Below are 16,677 nucleotides of genomic sequence, written 5' to 3' on the forward strand. Positions count from 1 at the left end.
CAACGAGCCCGACTCTTGCGGCTGGTCCCCCGGGATGCCTGCTCCCCGGGGCCGCCCTCCGAGAGAAAACGCGCGGGCGGAGGTGGCCTGTCAAGGGTGGGCGAAGCCCATCGGCGAAGCCGACGCGAAGCGCCCTTGACAGGGCGCCGGAGCCCGCGACTCTCGGAGGGGAGGGCGGCCCGGAACGGTGACCAGTACCGCACGGCCCACCCCCGGGGCGCGGGTTGCGGGCGCCGGAGCCCGCGACTCTCGGGAGGGAGGGCGGCCCGGAACGGTGACCGGCACCGCACGGCCCGCCCCCGGGGCGTGGCTTGGGCCGCCTGGACGGGACGCCCCGCCCCGGGCGTCCCATCAGGCCGGCGGCCGCGCTCCGTTCTTGCCTTGACGTCCGCGTCAACCTCTACCGTCGGCGGCATGCGAATCGGCGAGCTGGCGAAGCGCGCGGGTACGTCCACGAGGACGCTGCGCTACTACGAGTCCCGGGGCCTGCTGCGGGCCCGGCGTGCGGAGAACGGCTACCGCACGTACGACGAGGACGACCTGCGGCTGCTCCAGCAGATCCGGACCCTTCAGGACTTCGGGTTCGAGCTGGAGGAGACCCGCCCGTTCGTGGAGTGCCTGCGTGCCGGGCATCCGGCCGGGGACTCCTGCCCGGCCTCGCTGGACGTGTACCGGCGCAAGCTCGCCGAGCTGGACGGTCTGATCGACCAGCTCCAGTCGGTACGCGCGGAGGTCGCCGCCCGGCTCGCGCTGGCGACGGAGACGCCCGAACCCCGCTGCGAATTCGAGAGGACGACCAAATGATCCACACCGACGGAGTGGCGGAGGTGACGGACGCGGACTTCGCCACGGAGGTCCTGTCCGCCGACCGCCCGGTCCTGGTCAAGTTCACCGCCGACTGGTGCGGCCCCTGCCGCCAACTGGGTCCGGTGCTGGGCGCGGTCGCCGCCGAGGAGGTGGACCGGCTGAAGGTGGTCCAGCTCGACGTCGACCGGAACCCGGAGACCACGGCCCGGTACGCGGTGCTGTCGACGCCCACGCTGATGGTGTTCCGCGCCGGCGAACCGGTGAGGTCGATGGTCGGCGCCCGTCCCAGGCGTCGCCTGCTCCAGGAGCTGGACGACGTACTGCCGCCGGCTCACGCCTGATCCGCCGGCTCACGCCTGATCCGCCGGGACGCGCCACGCGAACCAGCCGGGGAACCCGGCGACGAGACCGGGTTCCCCGTCGAGCCGGACCAGGCCCGCCCGGCAGGCGGTGGCGAGTGTCGTGGTCCCGGCCACCACCCGGTGCAGTTCGGCGAGATCGGCGGTCACCCACAGGTCGGTGTCGTGTCCGGGGTGGCGGCGGCACACGCTGACGTCCCCGGGGGCGAGGACCAGCCACACGGGGCCCTCCGCCGCGCCCAGGAACGCGAACTCCACCACCACGCGCCGGCCGGGCAGGGCGTCGGCCCGGACGAACTGCCGCAGGCGCCACAGCAGCCACCCGCCGTCGAGCTGTTCGCGCACCGGGTCGCCGAAGCACCAGCGCCGCGCCCAGTCGCCGAGCTGCCACACCAGCGGCTCCAGGTCGGCACCGGCGTCCGTCAGCCGGTACACGGGCCGCCCGTCGTCGTCGGGCACCCGGGCGAGCAGCCCCCAGGCCTGCATCCGGCGCAGGCGCGCCGACAGCAGGGTGCGGCTGATGCCGGGCAGCCCCCGGTGGATGTCGTTGAACCGGCAGGAGCCCAGCAGCAGTTCGCGCAGCACGAGCAGGGTCCACCGGTCGCCCACGGCTTCGACCCCGGCCGTCACCGGGCAGTACTCGACTCCTCGTGGCACCCGTTCCCCCTCCGGTCCATTTCTTGTACCGCCGACGGCCGGTCGGAGCGTACGACAGTTGGCGTGGCACCCGACGAGAGGGCAGGACCGTGACCAACACACCTGTAGCAGCGTCCACGTGGGCGGCCGGCGACTATCCGGCGATGGCCGGGCTGCTGGCTCCGGCCGCCGAGCGCGCGGTCGCCGCGGCGGGACCGGTACCGGGGACGACGTTGCTGGACGTCGGCTGCGGGACCGGGAACGCCGCCATGGCGGCGGCGCGCCTGGGCGCGGTCGTCACCGGTGCGGACCCCACACCGGAACTCCTCGCGGTCGCCGCCGGACGCGCCCGTGAGGAGGGGCTGGGCGTGACGTGGCAGCAGGCGCCCGCCGAGCGGCTGAGCGGTGTGTACGACCGTGTGGTGACGGTGTTCGGGGCCATGTACGCGCCCGACGCCCGTCTGGCCGCGGCCTCCATGGCGCGGTGCTGCGCGCCGGGAGGCCTGGTCGTGTCGGCGGCCTGGACGCCCGACGGCTTCATGGCCGCGGCGAACCGGGCCATGGGCCGGTACCTTCCGCCGCCCCCGCCGGGCGCGGCGCCTCCGACCCGCTGGGGCGACGAGGCCTTCGTGTACGAGCAGTTCGCGGCGGCCGGTCCGGCCGAGGTGACGGCGACGGTGGAGCACGTACGTCTGGAATTCGCCTCGCCCGTGGAGGCGGCGGCCTTCTGGGTACGGGCCGCGGGCCATGTGCGGGTGGAGCGGCGGCGGCTGGAGGCGAGCGGCGCGTGGGAGGCGCTGCACGACGACGTGGCGGCGGTCTTCGCCGAGTGGAACCGGGCGCCGGGGCCGGCCGTACGGGTGGAGTCGGCGTATCTGCTGGCGGTGGTCCGCGGCGGGGCCGCTGTCACATCTCCCGGCCGCCGCGTGTCAGAGCGGTGACCGACCCACTCACGATCCGACGGGAGCAACTCCTGGTGTTCACCAGCCACGTTGTCGTCACCCTCCTCGCCGCCGCCATGGCGGGTTTCTCCGCCGGCGCCGTCTTCTTCCACGCCGCGTGGGTCGTGCGGCCCCTGGCCGACTACGGTGTGCCCCGGTCGTGGTGGCCCTGGCTGGGCGCGGCCAAGGCCGCGGGTGCGGTGGGCCTGCTGGTGGGCCTGTTTGTGCCGGCGGTCGGTGTGGCGGCCGGGATCGGGCTGGTGCTGTACTTCACCGGGGCCGTCGTCACCGTGGTCCGGGCGCGGTCGTACGGCCACATCCCGTTCCCCCTGGTGTACATGGCGCCGGTGGCCGGTGCCCTGGCACTGGGCTGACGAGGCCGATGGCGCGTACGAACGCATACAAAAATGCCCCGGTCGAATTGACGGCCGGGGTGTTTCGTCGCGTATATTTGATGGTTCGTGTGCGGGTGAAGAAAAAGCACACGGAAGTTCAATAAACGCACTGTATCGCGTCAGGAGTCGGATTGTCAACCGAGGAATATCGGAAAGAGCAGCAATTCATCAATGAGCTCTACGCGCGACTCGACCACCTGCGGGACCAGGCCGAAACCGTCGTCCAGGCCGCCCTCAAGGACGTAGGCACCGGGTTCCAGGCGCGGTTGGAGCGTGATGTGCTGGTCGCCGAGCAGTCCGGGCTGCTGGCCGCGTTCGACGCGGGGGAGAACGGGCTGTGTTTCGGGCGGCTGGAATTCCGGGACGGGCGGGACCACCACATCGGGCGCATCGGAATCCGCGAGGACGACGAGGAACGCACCCCGCTCGTCATCGACTGGCGCGCCGACGTCGCCCGGCCGTTCTACCTCGCCACCGGGTACGAGCCCATGGGGCTCAGGCGCCGGCGCCACATCACCACCGAGGGGCGCGAGGTCACCGCCCTGCACGACGAGATCCTGGACCTCACCGACACCACCCGCACCGGGCACGAGAGCCCCGACGCCGACGAGGTCCTGCTCGCCGCGCTCGACGCCGCCCGCACGGGCCGTATGCACGACATCGTGCAGACCATCCAGGCCGAGCAGGACCGCATCATCCGCGCCCCGCACAAGGGCGTCCTGGTGGTCGAGGGCGGGCCCGGCACCGGCAAGACCGCCGTCGCGCTGCACCGCGCCGCGTACCTGCTCTACGCGTACCGCGAGCAGCTCGCCCGCCGGGCGGTGCTCATCGTCGGGCCCAACCCGGCGTTCCTCGGCTACATCGGCGAAGTCCTGCCCTCGCTGGGCGAGACGGGCGTGCTGCTGGCCACCCTGGGCGAGCTGTTCCCCGGCGTCCGCGCCACCGGCGCCGACACCCCGGAGGCCGCCGAGATCAAGGGCCGCGCGGGCATGGCCGACGTCCTCGCCCGGGTGCTGCGCGACCGGCAGACCGTGCCGCCCACCGGCGCGCCCCTGGAGATCGACCACGACGACTACGGCACGCTCCTGCTGGACCGGAACATGGCCGAGGACGCCCGCTGGGACGCCCGCTCCACCGGCCTGCCGCACAACCTGGCCCGCCCGCGGTTCGCGTTCCGGATCATCGACACGCTCACCGACCAGCTCGCCGAACGCCTCGGCGCCGACCCCTTCGGGGGCCCCAACCTCCTCGACCCGTCCGACATCACCCAGATGCGCAAGGAGATCGCCGCGAGCCCCCGGGTCCACGCGGCGATCGAGGAGCTGTGGCCCACGCTCACCCCGCAGCGGCTGGTCGCCGACTTCCTCGCCGACCCGGAGGGCTATCTGCCGGACGGCGAGGCGGAGTTCGTACGCCGGGACGGAGGGCCGTGGACCGAGGCCGACGTACCGCTGCTGGACGAGGCCGCCGAGCTGCTCGGCGAGGACGACTCGGCCGCCCGCGCCGCCGCCGAGCGCGAGCGCAGCGCCCGTATCGCCTACGCGCAGGGCGTGCTGGACGTCAGCTACGCGTCGCGGACGTACGAGTTCGAGGACGAGGAGTCGGAGGTGCTGGGCGCCCACGACATCATCGACGCCGAGCGGTTCGCCGAGCGGCACGAGGAGGCCGACCACCGCAGCGCCGCCGAGCGCGCCGCCGCCGACCGGACGTGGGCGTTCGGGCACGTCATCGTCGACGAGGCGCAGGAGCTGTCCGCGATGGCGTGGCGGCTGCTGATGCGGCGCATCCCGACCCGTTCGATGACGCTCGTCGGCGACCCGGCCCAGACCGGTGACGCGGCGGGCTGCGGCTCCTGGCAGGACATCCTCGGCCCGTACGTCGGTGACCGATTCGAGCACGTACGCCTCGGCGTCAACTACCGCACGCCCGCCGAGATCATGGAGGTCGCGGCAGCGGTGCGCCGCGCCGAGGACCCGGACTTCGCCCCGCCCCGCTCGGTGCGCTCCACGGGCGTGCCGCCCTGGGAGAGGACCACGGGCGACCTGGCGGGCGAGGTCGCCGAGGCGGTACGCCGGGAACGGCCGGCCGAGGGGCGGCTCGCTGTGATCGCCCCGGCCCTCCACCACCGGGCGATCAGCGATCGGCTGCCCGGTGCCGCGCACGGGCCGGACCCCGACCTCACCCGGCCGGTCGTGCTGCTGGAGCCGCGGCAGGCGAAGGGCCTGGAGTTCGACACGGTGATCGTCGCCGACCCGGACGGCATCCGCTCCGGCGGGCCGCACGGCGTCAACGACCTGTACGTGGCGCTGACCCGGGCCACCCAGCGGCTGGGGGTCGTCCGCGTCAGCGGCTGAGGTGCAGCCGGGCCAGCTCTTCGGGGGTGGGCGCGGGCGAGCCCGAGCTGCGCCGGATGCGCTCCCGCAGCGCGGCCATGTCCCGCTGCCCGGTCGCCTCGACGAGGACCGGGCCCCGCCAGCCCCCGGGCGCGGTGAGGGCGACCCGTTCGCCGTCGAGCGTGAAGGCCTCGTACGTCCCGTCAGCCACGTCCACCGCTTCGAACTCCACGGCCGCGGCTTCGAAGGAAGGCACGACGTACACCCAGTCGTCACGGTCGAACACCAGCAGGGTCTGTGCGGGGAGGTCGTTCATGGCCGACATCGTCGCCGTACGACCGGCCTCCCCGCATCCGGATTACGCCCGCATCCGGATCACGCGGGCTTCAGCCACACCGTCGCGAGCGGCGGCAGTGTCAGCTGCACATGCCCGCCCTCCGGCTTCACCGGATCCGTGTTGCGTACGTCGCTGCCGCCGTACGCCGCCGCGTCGGTGTTGAGGACCTCCGCCCACGCCGAGATCCGGTCCGGCACCCACAGCCGGTACTCGTGCCGCACCACCGGCGAGAAGTTGCTCACCGACAGCAGGGGGGCGCCTTGGGCGTCGTACCGCAGGAAGGCGAACACGTTGTCCTCGGCGGCGTCACCGAGCGACCACTGGAAGCCCTCCGGGACGGTGTCCCGCTCCCACAGGGCGGGGGTGGCGGCGTACACCGCGTTGAGGTCGCGGACCAGGTCGCGCATGGACCGGTGGTCGCCCGCCGAGTGGTAGTCGTCCTCCGTCAGCCACCACTCCGGGCCGTGCGCCTCCGACCACTCCGCACCCTGGGCGAACTCCTGCCCCATGAACAGCAGTTGCTTGCCGGGGTGCGCCCACATGAAGCCCAGGTACGCGCGCTGGTTGGCGCGCCGCTGCCACCAGTCGCCCGGCATCTTGGTCACCAGGGCCTGCTTGCCGTGCACGACCTCGTCGTGCGAGATGGGCAGGACGTAGTTCTCGCTGTACGCGTACACCATCGAGAAGGTCATCTCGTTGTGGTGGTACTTGCGGTGCACGGGCTCCTTGGAGACGTACACCAGCGAGTCGTGCATCCAGCCCATGTTCCACTTCAGGCCGAAGCCGAGGCCGCCGTGGTCGGTGGGGCGGGTGACGCCCTCCCAGGCGGTGGACTCCTCGGCGATGGTGACGACACCCGGGCAGCGGCGGTAGACGGTGGCGTTCATCTCCTGGAGGAAGGCGACCGCGTCGAAGTTCTCGCGCCCGCCGTACTCGTTGGGTGCCCAGTCGCCGCCCTCGCGCGAGTAGTCCAGGTACAGCATGGAGGCGACGGCGTCGACGCGCAGGCCGTCGATGTGAAACTCCTCGCACCAGTAGACGGCGTTGGCGACGAGGAAGTTACGCACCTCCGTGCGCCCGTAGTCGAATTCGAGGGTGCCCCAGTCGGGGTGCTCGGCGCGCCGCGGGTCGGGGTGCTCGTACAGCGGGGTGCCGTCGAAGCGGGCCAGCGCCCAGTCGTCCTTGGGGAAGTGGGCGGGCACCCAGTCGACGAGGACGCCGATGCCGGCGCGGTGGCAGGCGTCGACGAAGTACTTGAAGTCGTCGGGGGTGCCGAGGCGGGCCGTGGGCGCGTAGAAACCGGTGACCTGGTAGCCCCAGGACGGGCTGTAGGGGTGCTCGGCGACCGGCATCAGCTCGATGTGCGTGAAGCCCAGGTCCTTGGCGTACGCGGGCAGCTGCTCGGCCAGCTCCCGGTAGGTCAGGCCGGGCCGCCAGGACGGCAGGTGCACCTCGTACACGGAGAAGGGGGCCTCGTGGACGGGGCGGTCGCCGCGGTGGGCCAGCCAGTCGGCGTCCTGCCACTCGTAGTGGGAGGCGGTGACGATGGACGCGGTGTCCGGCGGGCACTGGGTGCGGCGGGCCATCGGGTCGGCGCGCAGCGAGCAGTGCCCGTCGGGCCCGGTGACGGCGAACTTGTACAGCGCGCCCTCGCCCAGGCCGGGGACGAACAGTTCCCACACCCCGGTGCGGCCCAGCGAGCGCAGTGGCAGGCCGGTGCCGGCGTCCCAGTAGTTGAACTCGCCGACGAGCCGCACCCCGCGCGCGTTGGGCGCCCACACCGTGAAGCGGGTGCCGGTGACTCCCTGGTGGGTCATGGGGTGGGCGCCGAGCGCCTTCCACAGCTCCTCGTGCCGGCCCTCGCCGATCAGGTGCAGATCAAGCTCGCCGAGCGAGGGCAGGAAGCGGTAGGGGTCGTCCACCTCGATGATGCCGGAGTCGTACGCGACCTGGAGCCGGTACGCGGGGACCTCCGGCAGCGGCAGCACGGTCGAGAACAGTCCGTCGCCGTCGTCGTGCAGCTCGGTGCGCGCCCCGTCCACGAGCACGGCCACGCTCTGCGCGCACGGGCGCAGGGCACGGATCGCGATGCCGCCGTCGACCGGGTGGGCGCCCAGCAGGGCGTGCGGGTCGTGGTGCTCGCCGGCGAGCAGCCGCCCCCGGTCGGCGGGGTCGAGCGGCGGGGCGCCGGCGGTGGTGGCGCCGCCCGTGCGGGGCCTGGGCGTGGCGCCGGGCGGCGGCGCGGGCAGGGCGGTGGCGTCCCCGACGGGTGTCTGCTTGGTGGCCGGGGCCTTCTTCGGGGGCGCGGCGGGGTTGCGGGTGGGACGACGGGGGGTCACGGGGGAGGGCCTCCTCAAGGGCGTTCACATCACGGGGTGGTGGTCTGCGCGGCCAGGCGGCGGATGGCCGCCATCGGGACCGGGAGCCAGTCGGGGCGGTGCCGGGCCTCGTACACGACCTCGTACACGGCCTTGTCGGTCTCGTACGCGCGCAGCAGCGCGGGTTCGGCGCGCGGGTCGGTGCCCGAGGCCTCGGCGTACCCGGTGCAGTACGCGTCGCGGCACCGCTCGGCCCAGTCCGGGTTCCAGGGGCGGTAGGAGCGGGCCGCGTAGTCGAAGGAGCGGAGCATGCCGGCCACGTCGCGCACCGGGGGCTGGGGGCGGCGGCGCTCGGCGAGCGGCTTCGCGGGCTCACCCTCGAAGTCGATCACCGACCAGTCGCCGTCCTGGGTACGCAGGGTCTGGCCGAGGTGCAGGTCGCCGTGGACCCGCTGGGCCCGCCACAGCCGGCTGCCCGACGGCAGGTCGCCGACCGCCTCGAACGCGGCGCGCAGCCCGGGGACGTACGGCATCAGCGCGGGCACCGCCTGCGCGGCGGCGTCCAGGCGGCGGCTCATCGCGTGGACCAGGTTCTCGGTCTGCGGGCGGCCCAGCGCGACGGTCGGCAGGGCGTCCGCGAGGGCGGTGTGCACCTCGGCGGTGGCCCGGCCGAGCGCCCGCGCCTCGGTGGTGAAGTCCCGTCCGGCGCCGAGGGCGTCCAGGGCGAGCTGCCAGCCGTCCTGGGAGCCGCGCAGATAGGGCTGGAGGACGCCCAGGGTGCTGGCTTCCGGGCGGCCGTTGCCGGTCTCGTACCAGGCGACGGGCGCGGGGACCCGGGTGCAGCCGGCGCGGGCGAGCGCGAGCGGCAGCTCCAGGTCCGGGTTGGCGCCCGGGTAGACCCGGCGGAAGACCTTGAGAATGTACGAATCTCCGTACACGAGCGAGGAGTTGGACTGCTCGGTGTCCAGGACGCGGGGGGTCAGCCCCTCCGGGATGGCGACGGTCCGGGAGAACCGCAGCGGACCCATGGGGCCGGGGGTGCGCAATCGTTCCAGCAGCAGCGCCGCGAGCCGGGGGTCGCTCAGCCCCTCGTAGATCGTGCGCCCGGCGAGCGGCCCGTCCGGGACGTGGCCGATCAGGGCGGAGGCGAGCTGGGGCGGCAGGCTGTTCCGTACGCCCAGCAGCAGCTGGTAGCAGTCGGCCTGGACGGCGGTGGTGAGGCCCGGCTGCTGGACCCGCACGAGCAGGTGGAGCAGGCCGGGTCCGGTGGTGTCGAGCGGGAGCAGTTCGGTGGCCGAGACGAGGGCGAACCCCGTGACGGGGCGCCCCTTCCCGGCGAACCAGCGCTGGCGCGGCAGCCATTCGTGGAGCAGGGGCACCAGTGAGGGGAGCAGGGCGACCGGGGCCCGGGCGGTGGATGCGGTCTCCGACATGGCAGCGCGTCCTTTCCCCGGGCACTACGAAATGCACAGAACGTGCAGAGTGTCCCGGAATGCGGCGAGTGCTGTCCGGCTGTGCGGGACGTGTCGGGCGGGGATGGTCGAGATAGACCCGAATCGACGTATGAGGGGGAGAGTGCCCAGGGCGGGGCGCCGGAAACGCCCCGCCCCGATGTCCTCACCCCTTCCCGGCCCCCCGGGCCGCCGTGCGGGCGGCCCCCGCCGCGTCGTCCTTGCCGGCCGCATGTGCCGACCGGCCGGGTGCCGCGCCGAGGGCGGCGCCCGGCGAGGCAGACGGCATGCCCGCCGATCCCGATCCCGGTGCCGGGGCCGGTGCCGGTGCCTTGCCGTCCCGGTCCGGCGCGGGCGCCGGGCGCGGTGACGTACGGTCAGTCACTGCCGTGCGCGCGGCCGCGCGGGCGGCGCCAGCCGCCCCGCTGTACCCGCCAGGCGCTCCGGCCGCGCTGGACCCACCGGCCGCGCTGGACCCACCGGCCGCGCTGGACCCACCGGCCGCGCTGGACCCACCGGCCCCGCTGGCCCGGCCGGGTGCTCCGGGCGCGCCGGCCGGTGGCCGCGCGGCAGCGGCCGGGGTCACCGCTGTGCCGCTCGTGGCCACGGGGCCGCCGTCGCCTGCCGTCGCGCCCGCCCGGGGCGCCGACGACCAGTCGGCCGCCGCCGCGCGGGCGTACGTGCCGGATACGCCGGGCGCCGCCCGGTCGCCCGTGTCCGGCGCAGCCGCCGGCGGCTGCGCCGCAGCGCCCGTAGCCGGGGCGCCGGCCCCGCCCGCCCGGCCGGGAGCCGTGCCCGTCGACGCCTCGTCAGCCGTGGTCGTGGCCGCCGCGTCGGCCGACGCCCCGGCGGGCGCCGTGTCCGGCGCGGTTACGGCCGCCGTGCCGGTCGTACCGGTCGCACCGGACGTGCCCGGCGCCGCCGTCCGCGACGGGGCCCCACCGGCAAGGGGCGCCGTGGCCACCGTCGCCTCCGTGACCGCCTTGCCCTTGGCGGGCTTCGCCGCGTCCTTGCGGAGGCGGAACCAGTAGAAGCCGTGACCCGCGAGGGTGAGCAGGTAGGGCCATTCGCCGATCGCGGGGAAGCGGACCCCGCCGATCAGCTCCACCGGGTGCATCCCGTTGAAGCGCCGCAGGTCCAGCTCCGTCGGCTGCGGGAAGCGGGAGAAGTTGTGCACGCACATCACCAGGTCGTCCCCGTACTCCCGCAGGAAGGCGAGGACCGCCGGGTTGGACGACGGGAGCTCGGTGTACGAGCCGAGGCCGAAGGCCAGGTTCTGCTTGCGGATCTCGATCATCCGCCGCGTCCAGTGCAGCAGCGACGACGGGGACGCCATCGACGCCTCGACGTTGGTGACCTGGTAGCCGTAGACCGGGTCCATGATGGTCGGCAGGTAGAGCCGGCCGGGGTCGCAGGAGGAGAAGCCCGCGTTGCGGTCGGGCGTCCACTGCATGGGGGTGCGTACGGCGTCCCGGTCGCCGAGCCAGATGTTGTCGCCCATGCCGATCTCGTCGCCGTAGTACAGGATCGGCGACCCGGGCAGGGACAGCAGCAGCGCGGTGAACAACTCGATCTGGTTGCGGTCGTTGTCGAGCAGGGGCGCGAGCCGCCGCCGGATGCCGATGTTGGCGCGCATCCGGGGGTCCTTGGCGTACTCCGCGTACATGTAGTCACGTTCTTCGTCCGTGACCATTTCCAGCGTCAGCTCGTCGTGGTTGCGCAGGAAGATGCCCCACTGGCAGTTCGCCGGGATCGCCGGGGTCTTGGCCAGGATTTCGGAGACGGGGTAGCGGGACTCGCGGCGCACCGCCATGAAGATGCGCGGCATGACGGGGAAGTGGAACGCCATGTGGCACTCGTCGCCGCCGGCGGGGAAGTCGCCGAAGTAGTCGACGACGTCCTCAGGCCACTGGTTGGCCTCGGCGAGGAGCACGGTGTCGGGGTAGGCGGCGTCGATCTCCTTGCGTACCCGCTTGAGGAAGGCGTGGGTGGCGGGGAGGTTCTCGCAGTTGGTCCCTTCCTCCTGGTAGAGGTAGGGCACGGCGTCGAGGCGGAACCCGTCGATGCCCAGGTCCAGCCAGAACCGCAGGGCGGAGAGGATCTCCTGCTGGACGGCCGGGTTCTCGTAGTTGAGGTCCGGCTGGTGGGAGAAGAACCGGTGCCAGTAGTACTGCTTGCGGATCGGGTCGAAGGTCCAGTTGGACGTCTCGGTGTCGACGAAGATGATCCGCGCGTCCTGGTACTGCTTGTCGTCGTCGGCCCAGACGTAGTAGTCGCCGTAGGGGCCGTCGGGGTCGTTGCGGGATTCCTGGAACCACGGGTGCTGGTCGCTGGTGTGGTTCATCACGAAGTCGATGATCACTCGCATGCCGCGCTGGTGGGCGGCATCGACGAACTCGACGAAGTCGGCCAGGTCGCCGAATTCGGGCAGTACGGAGGTGTAGTCCGATACGTCGTAACCGCCGTCCCTGAGCGGGGACTTGAAGAACGGCGGGAGCCAGAGGCAGTCGACCCCGAGCCACTGCAGGTAGTCCAGCTTGGCGGTGATTCCCTTGAGGTCGCCGACGCCGTCGCCGTTGCTGTCCTGGAACGAACGCACCAGAACCTCGTAGAAGACGGCTCGTTTGAACCAGTCGGGGTCACGGTCCTTTGCCGGCGTGTCCTCGAAGGTGTCGTGGACGGGCTCGTTGACGATCATGATGTGGGTGACCCTCCGATCGGCGGGGACGGTCGCAGGACGAGGATGTGCGCGGGCGTGACACCCGGCTCGAGGCGCACATAGTTGGCCCTGCCCCAGTGATAGGTCTCGCCGGTGAGCTCATCGCGCACCGGCACGGTCTCGTGCCAGTCGAGGCCGAGCTCCGGCATGTCCAACGACACCGTCGCCTCGTGGGTGTGGCGCGGATCGAGGTTGACGACCGTCAGAACAATGTTCGAGCCCGCTCGCTTGCTGTACGCGATGACGGCGTCGTTGTCGGCGTGGTGGAAGTGCACCGAGCGCAGCTGCCGCAGCGCGGCGTTGCGGCGCCTGATCCGGTTGAGGGTGGTGATCAGCGGCGCGATGGTGCGGCCCTCGCGTTCGGCCGACTCCCAGTCGCGGGGGCGGAGTTGGTACTTCTCCGAGTCCAGGTACTCCTCGCTGCCCTCCCGTACGGGCGTGTTCTCGCACAGCTCGTACCCGGCGTACACGCCCCACGTCGGGGACATCGTCGCGGCCAGGATCGCGCGTGCCTCGAAGGCGGGGCGGCCGCCGTGCTGGAGGTAGGCGTGCAGGATGTCCGGGGTGTTGACGAAGAAGTTGGGCCGCATGCAGGCGGCGGCGTCGCCGGACAACTCGGTGAGGTACTCGGTCAGCTCCTGCTTGGTGTTGCGCCAGGTGAAGTACGTGTACGACTGCTGGAAGCCGATCGCGCCGAGGGTGTGCATCATCGCGGGCCGGGTGAACGCCTCGGCCAGGAAGATCACGTCCGGGTCGGTCTTGTTGATGGCGCCGATGACCTTCTCCCAGAAGACGACCGGCTTGGTGTGCGGGTTGTCGACGCGGAAGATGCGTACGCCGTGGGCCATCCAGTGGCGCAGCACGCGCAGCGTCTCGCGGACGATGCCCCGCATGTCCTTGTCAAACGCGATCGGGTAGATGTCCTGGTACTTCTTCGGGGGGTTCTCGGCGTACGCGATGGTCCCGTCGGCCCGGTGGTGGAACCAGGCCGGGCGCTTGGTGACCCACGGGTGGTCCGGCGAGCACTGCAGGGCGAAGTCCAGGGCCACCTCCAGACGGAGTTCGCGCGCGCGTTCGACGAAGGCGTCGAAGTCCTCGATGGTGCCCAGGTCGGGGTGGACCGCGTCGTGGCCGCCCTCGGGGGAGCCGATCGCCCACGGCACGCCGACGTCGTCGGGGCCGGCCGTGAGGGTGTTGTTGGGGCCCTTGCGGTGGGTGGTGCCGATGGGGTGGATGGGCGGCAGGTATACGACATCGAAGCCCATCGCGGCGATGGCCGGAAGCCGCTCGGCGGCGGTACGGAAGGTCCCCGAGACCAGTCGGCCGTTCTCGACGCGGGCGCCCTCGGAGCGGGGGAACATCTCGTACCAGGACCCGAACAGCGCCCGCTCGCGCTCCACCAGCAGCGGCAACGGCCGTGACGCGGTGACCAGTTCGCGCAGCGGGTGCGCCGCCAGCGCCTCGACCGCCTCCGTGCCGAGCGCGGCGGCGAGCCGGTCCTCGGGGGAGCGCCGCTGGTCGCGCAGCGCGTCCACCACGGCGAGCACCGCCTCGCGGCCCTCGCCCTTCGGTACGCCGTCGGCGGCCCGCTCGTGCAGGGCGGCGCCCTCGGCGAGGACCAGGGCGGTGTCGATGCCGGCCGGGATCTTGATGCCGGCGGTGTGCCGCCAGGTGGCGATGGGGTCGCCCCACGCCTCGACGAAGTACGTCCACCGCCCTTCGGCCGTTGGAGTGACCTCGGCGCCCCAGCGGTCGGTGCCGGGCGCCAGTTCCCGCATCGGGGTGAACGGGCCCGGGTGTCCGGCCGGGTCCGTCAGGACGACATTGGCGGCCACGGCGTCGTGACCTTCACGGAACACCGTGGCCGTAATCTGGAAGGTTTCGCCGACCACCGCCTTGGCGGGCCTTCTGCCGCAGTCGACGAGCGGGCGTACATCGAGAACGGGAATGCGACCAATCAGCGAGTTCACGGCATCACCTGAGGGTTGCGTACGGGGTATCGCTCTTTGTACTTGCTCCGTTGGCGAGTGGCAGGGCGCAGGCATCACCGCTCCTGTCCGGGTTCACTCGGGTGGGCGGGTACCGGAGGAGCCCTACCCACACCCTTCGGGTGGGCAATCCGGCGCGTTGTTAACTACTCAGGCGTAGCCGGACACGACGAGAACCGGCCCCGTTCGGGTGGAAAAACGGGACCGGTTCTCGCTCGGGTGTGTCCAGTGGCGTTCAGGTGAGCGTCTGGGCGTCCTGCTCCTCCGGGTCGTTCGCCCAGATCTGCCACGGCTGGCGGGACACCCACTCGTCGACCGGCGTGGGCGCCAGCGTCAACATGGAGGCCGACACGCCGTCGTCACCCGCCATCAGCAGCGGCTCCTGTCCCGACGCCATGTAGTGGTAGATGCCCGCCACCCCGGCCGCCGCGGCCGGGCCGATCGCCTGCGCCAGGCCCTGCTCGAAGACGTGCGGCGCCAGTGCCCGGTAACGCACCACGCGCCCCAGCCCCCGGCCGAACTGCTCCGCCAGCTCATCTCCCGTCAGGGCCCGCACGCCGCCGATGTCGTACGTCCGCCCCTCCGCGCCGTCCACGGTGAGCGCCGCGTACACCGCCTCCGCGAGGTCCCGGTGCGACAGCCACGCGGTGGGCACGTCGGCCGGCAGCGGATAGGCGAGGATGCCCTCATTGACCAGCGCCGGGCCGTTCCACGGGCTGAAGAGGTTGTCCAGGTAGACCGGCGGGCGCAGCACCACCAGCGGTACGCCGCTCTCCCGCAGCACCTCCTCGGCGATCCGGCGCGTCTCGAACGCCGCCACGTCGGTGGACGCGCGGGGGACGCGAGTGTTGGCGTTGTAGACCAGCCGCCGTACGCCGGCCTCCACGGCCGCCTCCGCGATGTTGCGGGCGTAGGCGCGCACCTGCTCGGTCTCGTACACCAGCGGCATCACCACCGCGGCGTGCGTCGCCCCGGTGAACAGCTGCCGTACGGCCTCGGCGTCGCCCAGGTCGCCGGTGGCGCACGAGACGCCGGGCAGCGGCGGCCGGTCGCCCTCGGGGCGACGGGAGAGCGTACGCACCCGGTGGTCACGCTCGGTGAGCAGGCGGGCGACCGCGCCGCCCTGGAAACCGGTCGCGCCGACGACCGCCACGCGCATCTGATTCTGCTCGGACATTGGCTCCGACGTCTGCTCCGACATATGCCTGATTGGCCCTTCGATAGGGTGTGACTGCTGCCATGACGGCTCCTCACAGGCTGGCGGCGGCGGCTTTGGCCGATCAATTAACAATTCGGGGCGGGGGTTGAAGGATCGTCCATGGACACCGTGCGCACCGAAACCGGTAACAACGACGCCCGGAACGACGACCTCCTCAGTGAGCTGCTGCAACCGCTGCGGCTCACCGGCGTCTTCGACAGCCGCTGGCACGTCCGCGCCCCCTGGGCGATCGAGGGCGACGCCGAGCAGGGCTGCGCCATCCTCCACTACATCGTCGAGGGCGGCTGCTGGATCACCGCCGAGGGCCAGTCGGCCCATGAACTGCGCGCCGGTGACCTGGCGGTCTTCCCCACCGGGACCGCGCACCGGCTTTCCGACCGGCCCGACCGGCAGGGCGTACCGCTCAAGGCGGTGCTGCCCGAGCGGCAGCCGGGCACCTCGGGCGAGATCCGCATCGGCGGCACGGGGCCGGAGAGCCGGCTGCTGTGCGCCGGGCTGCACTACGACGCCAGCGCCGCCACAGGTCTGTACAAGGCGCTGCCCTGGGCGCTGGTGCTGGACGGCACCCAGGTCGACCGGGAACCGCTGCTGCGCGACACCCTGCGGCTGCTGGCCGCCCCCGACCGGCCCGTCGGCCCCGGCGACCGGCTGATCACGCTGCGGGCCTTCGAGATGGCCCTGGTGCTCGCGCTGCGCCCGCTGCTGCGGGAGTTCGCCGAGAACCCGGCCTCCCTGCCGGTGCTGCGCCACCCGGGCGTCAGCCGCGCCCTGGTGATGATCGCGACCCGGTTCGCCGAGCCGTGGACCATCGAGTCGCTGGCCCGCGAGGTCGGCATGTCCCGCTCCGCGTTCACGGCCGCGTTCCGCGCGCTGGTCGGGGAGGCCCCGGCGCGGCACCTGACCGGGCGGCGCATGCAGGAGGCGGCGCGGCTGCTCGGCGAGACGTCCCTGCCGCAGTCGGCGGTGCCGCAGCGGGTCGGCTACCAGAGCGCGGTCGGTTTCCACCTTGCGTTCCGCAAATGGTTCGGCGTCACTCCGGGTGAGTACCGGGCGGGTGCGGCAAGTGCCGCGTAATGGTTTTCGGAAGCTGACTGGCCGGTTCTTAAGGACCATTGGACGGACGTTCATTGCCGAAGGTGTGGACCAACGGACAGGCTCTGCTGCGGCAATGGCA

Annotated in this window: 12 protein-coding genes and 1 pseudogene; 6 read left to right on the forward strand and 7 right to left on the reverse strand. The window is 72.5% G+C overall.

All coding sequences use genetic code 11. The features are described from left to right. Positions 1–414 precede the first annotated feature (414 nt). The gene (locus AMK26_RS11620; RefSeq protein ID WP_073754433.1) at positions 415–804 is read left to right on the forward strand and encodes a MerR family transcriptional regulator; all 390 of its coding nucleotides are present in this window, start codon (positions 415–417) and stop codon (positions 802–804) included. Continuing rightward, the gene (trxA, locus tag AMK26_RS11625; RefSeq protein WP_073754434.1) at positions 801–1,148 is read left to right on the forward strand and encodes a thioredoxin; all 348 of its coding nucleotides are present in this window, start codon (positions 801–803) and stop codon (positions 1,146–1,148) included. The genes AMK26_RS11620 and trxA overlap by 4 nt, the downstream gene beginning before the upstream one ends. 9 nt (positions 1,149–1,157) lie before the next feature. On the opposite strand, the gene AMK26_RS11630 is transcribed toward trxA, so the two are convergent. Continuing rightward, positions 1,158–1,823, reverse strand: coding sequence for a winged helix-turn-helix transcriptional regulator (locus tag AMK26_RS11630; protein ID WP_073754435.1), 666 nt, complete (start codon positions 1,821–1,823; stop codon positions 1,158–1,160). Positions 1,824–1,912: 89 nt separating this feature from the next. Between AMK26_RS11630 and AMK26_RS11635 the strand changes: the two genes are divergently transcribed. The 3 genes from AMK26_RS11635 to AMK26_RS11645 all read left to right on the forward strand — a co-directional run bounded on the left by AMK26_RS11635 (position 1,913) and on the right by AMK26_RS11645 (position 5,492). Further along, the gene (locus tag AMK26_RS11635) at positions 1,913–2,743 is read left to right on the forward strand and encodes a class I SAM-dependent methyltransferase (RefSeq protein ID WP_073754436.1); all 831 of its coding nucleotides are present in this window, start codon (positions 1,913–1,915) and stop codon (positions 2,741–2,743) included. Beyond that, on the forward strand, positions 2,740–3,117 hold the full coding sequence (locus tag AMK26_RS11640; protein ID WP_443333154.1) for a DoxX family protein: 378 nt from the start codon (positions 2,740–2,742) through the stop codon (positions 3,115–3,117). Before AMK26_RS11635 ends, AMK26_RS11640 begins: the two co-directional genes overlap by 4 nt. A gap of 152 nt (positions 3,118–3,269) precedes the next feature. Next, positions 3,270–5,492, forward strand: a complete 2,223-nt coding sequence (locus AMK26_RS11645; RefSeq protein ID WP_073754438.1) for a HelD family protein — start codon at positions 3,270–3,272, stop codon at positions 5,490–5,492. On the opposite strand, the gene AMK26_RS11650 is transcribed toward AMK26_RS11645, so the two are convergent. The 6 genes and pseudogenes from AMK26_RS11650 to AMK26_RS11680 all read right to left on the reverse strand — a co-directional run bounded on the left by AMK26_RS11650 (position 5,482) and on the right by AMK26_RS11680 (position 15,461). After that, complete coding sequence (locus tag AMK26_RS11650) at positions 5,482–5,787, reverse strand: hypothetical protein (RefSeq protein ID WP_143608500.1); 306 nt, start codon at positions 5,785–5,787, stop codon at positions 5,482–5,484. The genes AMK26_RS11645 and AMK26_RS11650 overlap by 11 nt on opposite strands. Before the next feature lie 59 nt (positions 5,788–5,846). Next, on the reverse strand, positions 5,847–8,147 hold the full coding sequence (gene glgB, locus AMK26_RS11655; RefSeq protein WP_241837860.1) for a 1,4-alpha-glucan branching enzyme: 2,301 nt from the start codon (positions 8,145–8,147) through the stop codon (positions 5,847–5,849). 29 nt (positions 8,148–8,176) lie between these two features. Further along, positions 8,177–9,559: a maltokinase N-terminal cap-like domain-containing protein gene (locus AMK26_RS11660; protein WP_073754441.1), complete on the reverse strand. Its 1,383-nt coding sequence runs from the start codon at positions 9,557–9,559 to the stop codon at positions 8,177–8,179. Between the two features lie 1,021 nt (positions 9,560–10,580). Beyond that, a pseudogene (gene treS / locus AMK26_RS11670) lies at positions 10,581–12,275 on the reverse strand (maltose alpha-D-glucosyltransferase); the annotation flags it as partial. Further along, positions 12,272–14,257 carry an alpha-1,4-glucan--maltose-1-phosphate maltosyltransferase gene (locus AMK26_RS11675; RefSeq protein WP_073754786.1) on the reverse strand — a complete coding sequence of 662 codons (1,986 nt, stop codon included), beginning with the start codon at positions 14,255–14,257 and terminating at the stop codon, positions 12,272–12,274. The gene AMK26_RS11675 and the pseudogene treS, both read right to left, overlap by 4 nt. Before the next feature lie 262 nt (positions 14,258–14,519). Beyond that, on the reverse strand, positions 14,520–15,461 hold the full coding sequence (locus AMK26_RS11680) for an SDR family oxidoreductase (protein WP_198944031.1): 942 nt from the start codon (positions 15,459–15,461) through the stop codon (positions 14,520–14,522). Between the two features lie 141 nt (positions 15,462–15,602). Between AMK26_RS11680 and AMK26_RS11685 the strand changes: the two genes are divergently transcribed. Continuing rightward, positions 15,603–16,577, forward strand: a complete 975-nt coding sequence (locus AMK26_RS11685; protein ID WP_073754442.1) for an AraC family transcriptional regulator — start codon at positions 15,603–15,605, stop codon at positions 16,575–16,577. Positions 16,578–16,677: the final 100 nt, after the last annotated feature.

The sequence above is a fragment of the Streptomyces sp. CB03234 genome (assembly GCF_001905885.1).
In the GTDB taxonomy this organism is placed as follows: Bacteria; Actinomycetota; Actinomycetes; order Streptomycetales; family Streptomycetaceae; genus Streptomyces.

Excerpts from the sequence above, each read along its gene's own strand:
- AMK26_RS11620 (WP_073754433.1), top strand. The coding sequence starts at position 415 with ATGCGAATCGGCGAGCTGGCGAAGCGCGCGGGTACGTCCACGAGGACG.
- AMK26_RS11680 (WP_198944031.1), bottom strand. The coding sequence starts at position 15,461 with ATGTCCGAGCAGAATCAGATGCGCGTGGCGGTCGTCGGCGCGACCGGT.
- AMK26_RS11685 (WP_073754442.1), top strand. The coding sequence starts at position 15,603 with ATGGACACCGTGCGCACCGAAACCGGTAACAACGACGCCCGGAACGAC.
- trxA (WP_073754434.1), top strand. The coding sequence starts at position 801 with ATGATCCACACCGACGGAGTGGCGGAGGTGACGGACGCGGACTTCGCC.
- AMK26_RS11660 (WP_073754441.1), bottom strand. The coding sequence starts at position 9,559 with ATGTCGGAGACCGCATCCACCGCCCGGGCCCCGGTCGCCCTGCTCCCC.
- AMK26_RS11650 (WP_143608500.1), bottom strand. The coding sequence starts at position 5,787 with ATGAACGACCTCCCCGCACAGACCCTGCTGGTGTTCGACCGTGACGAC.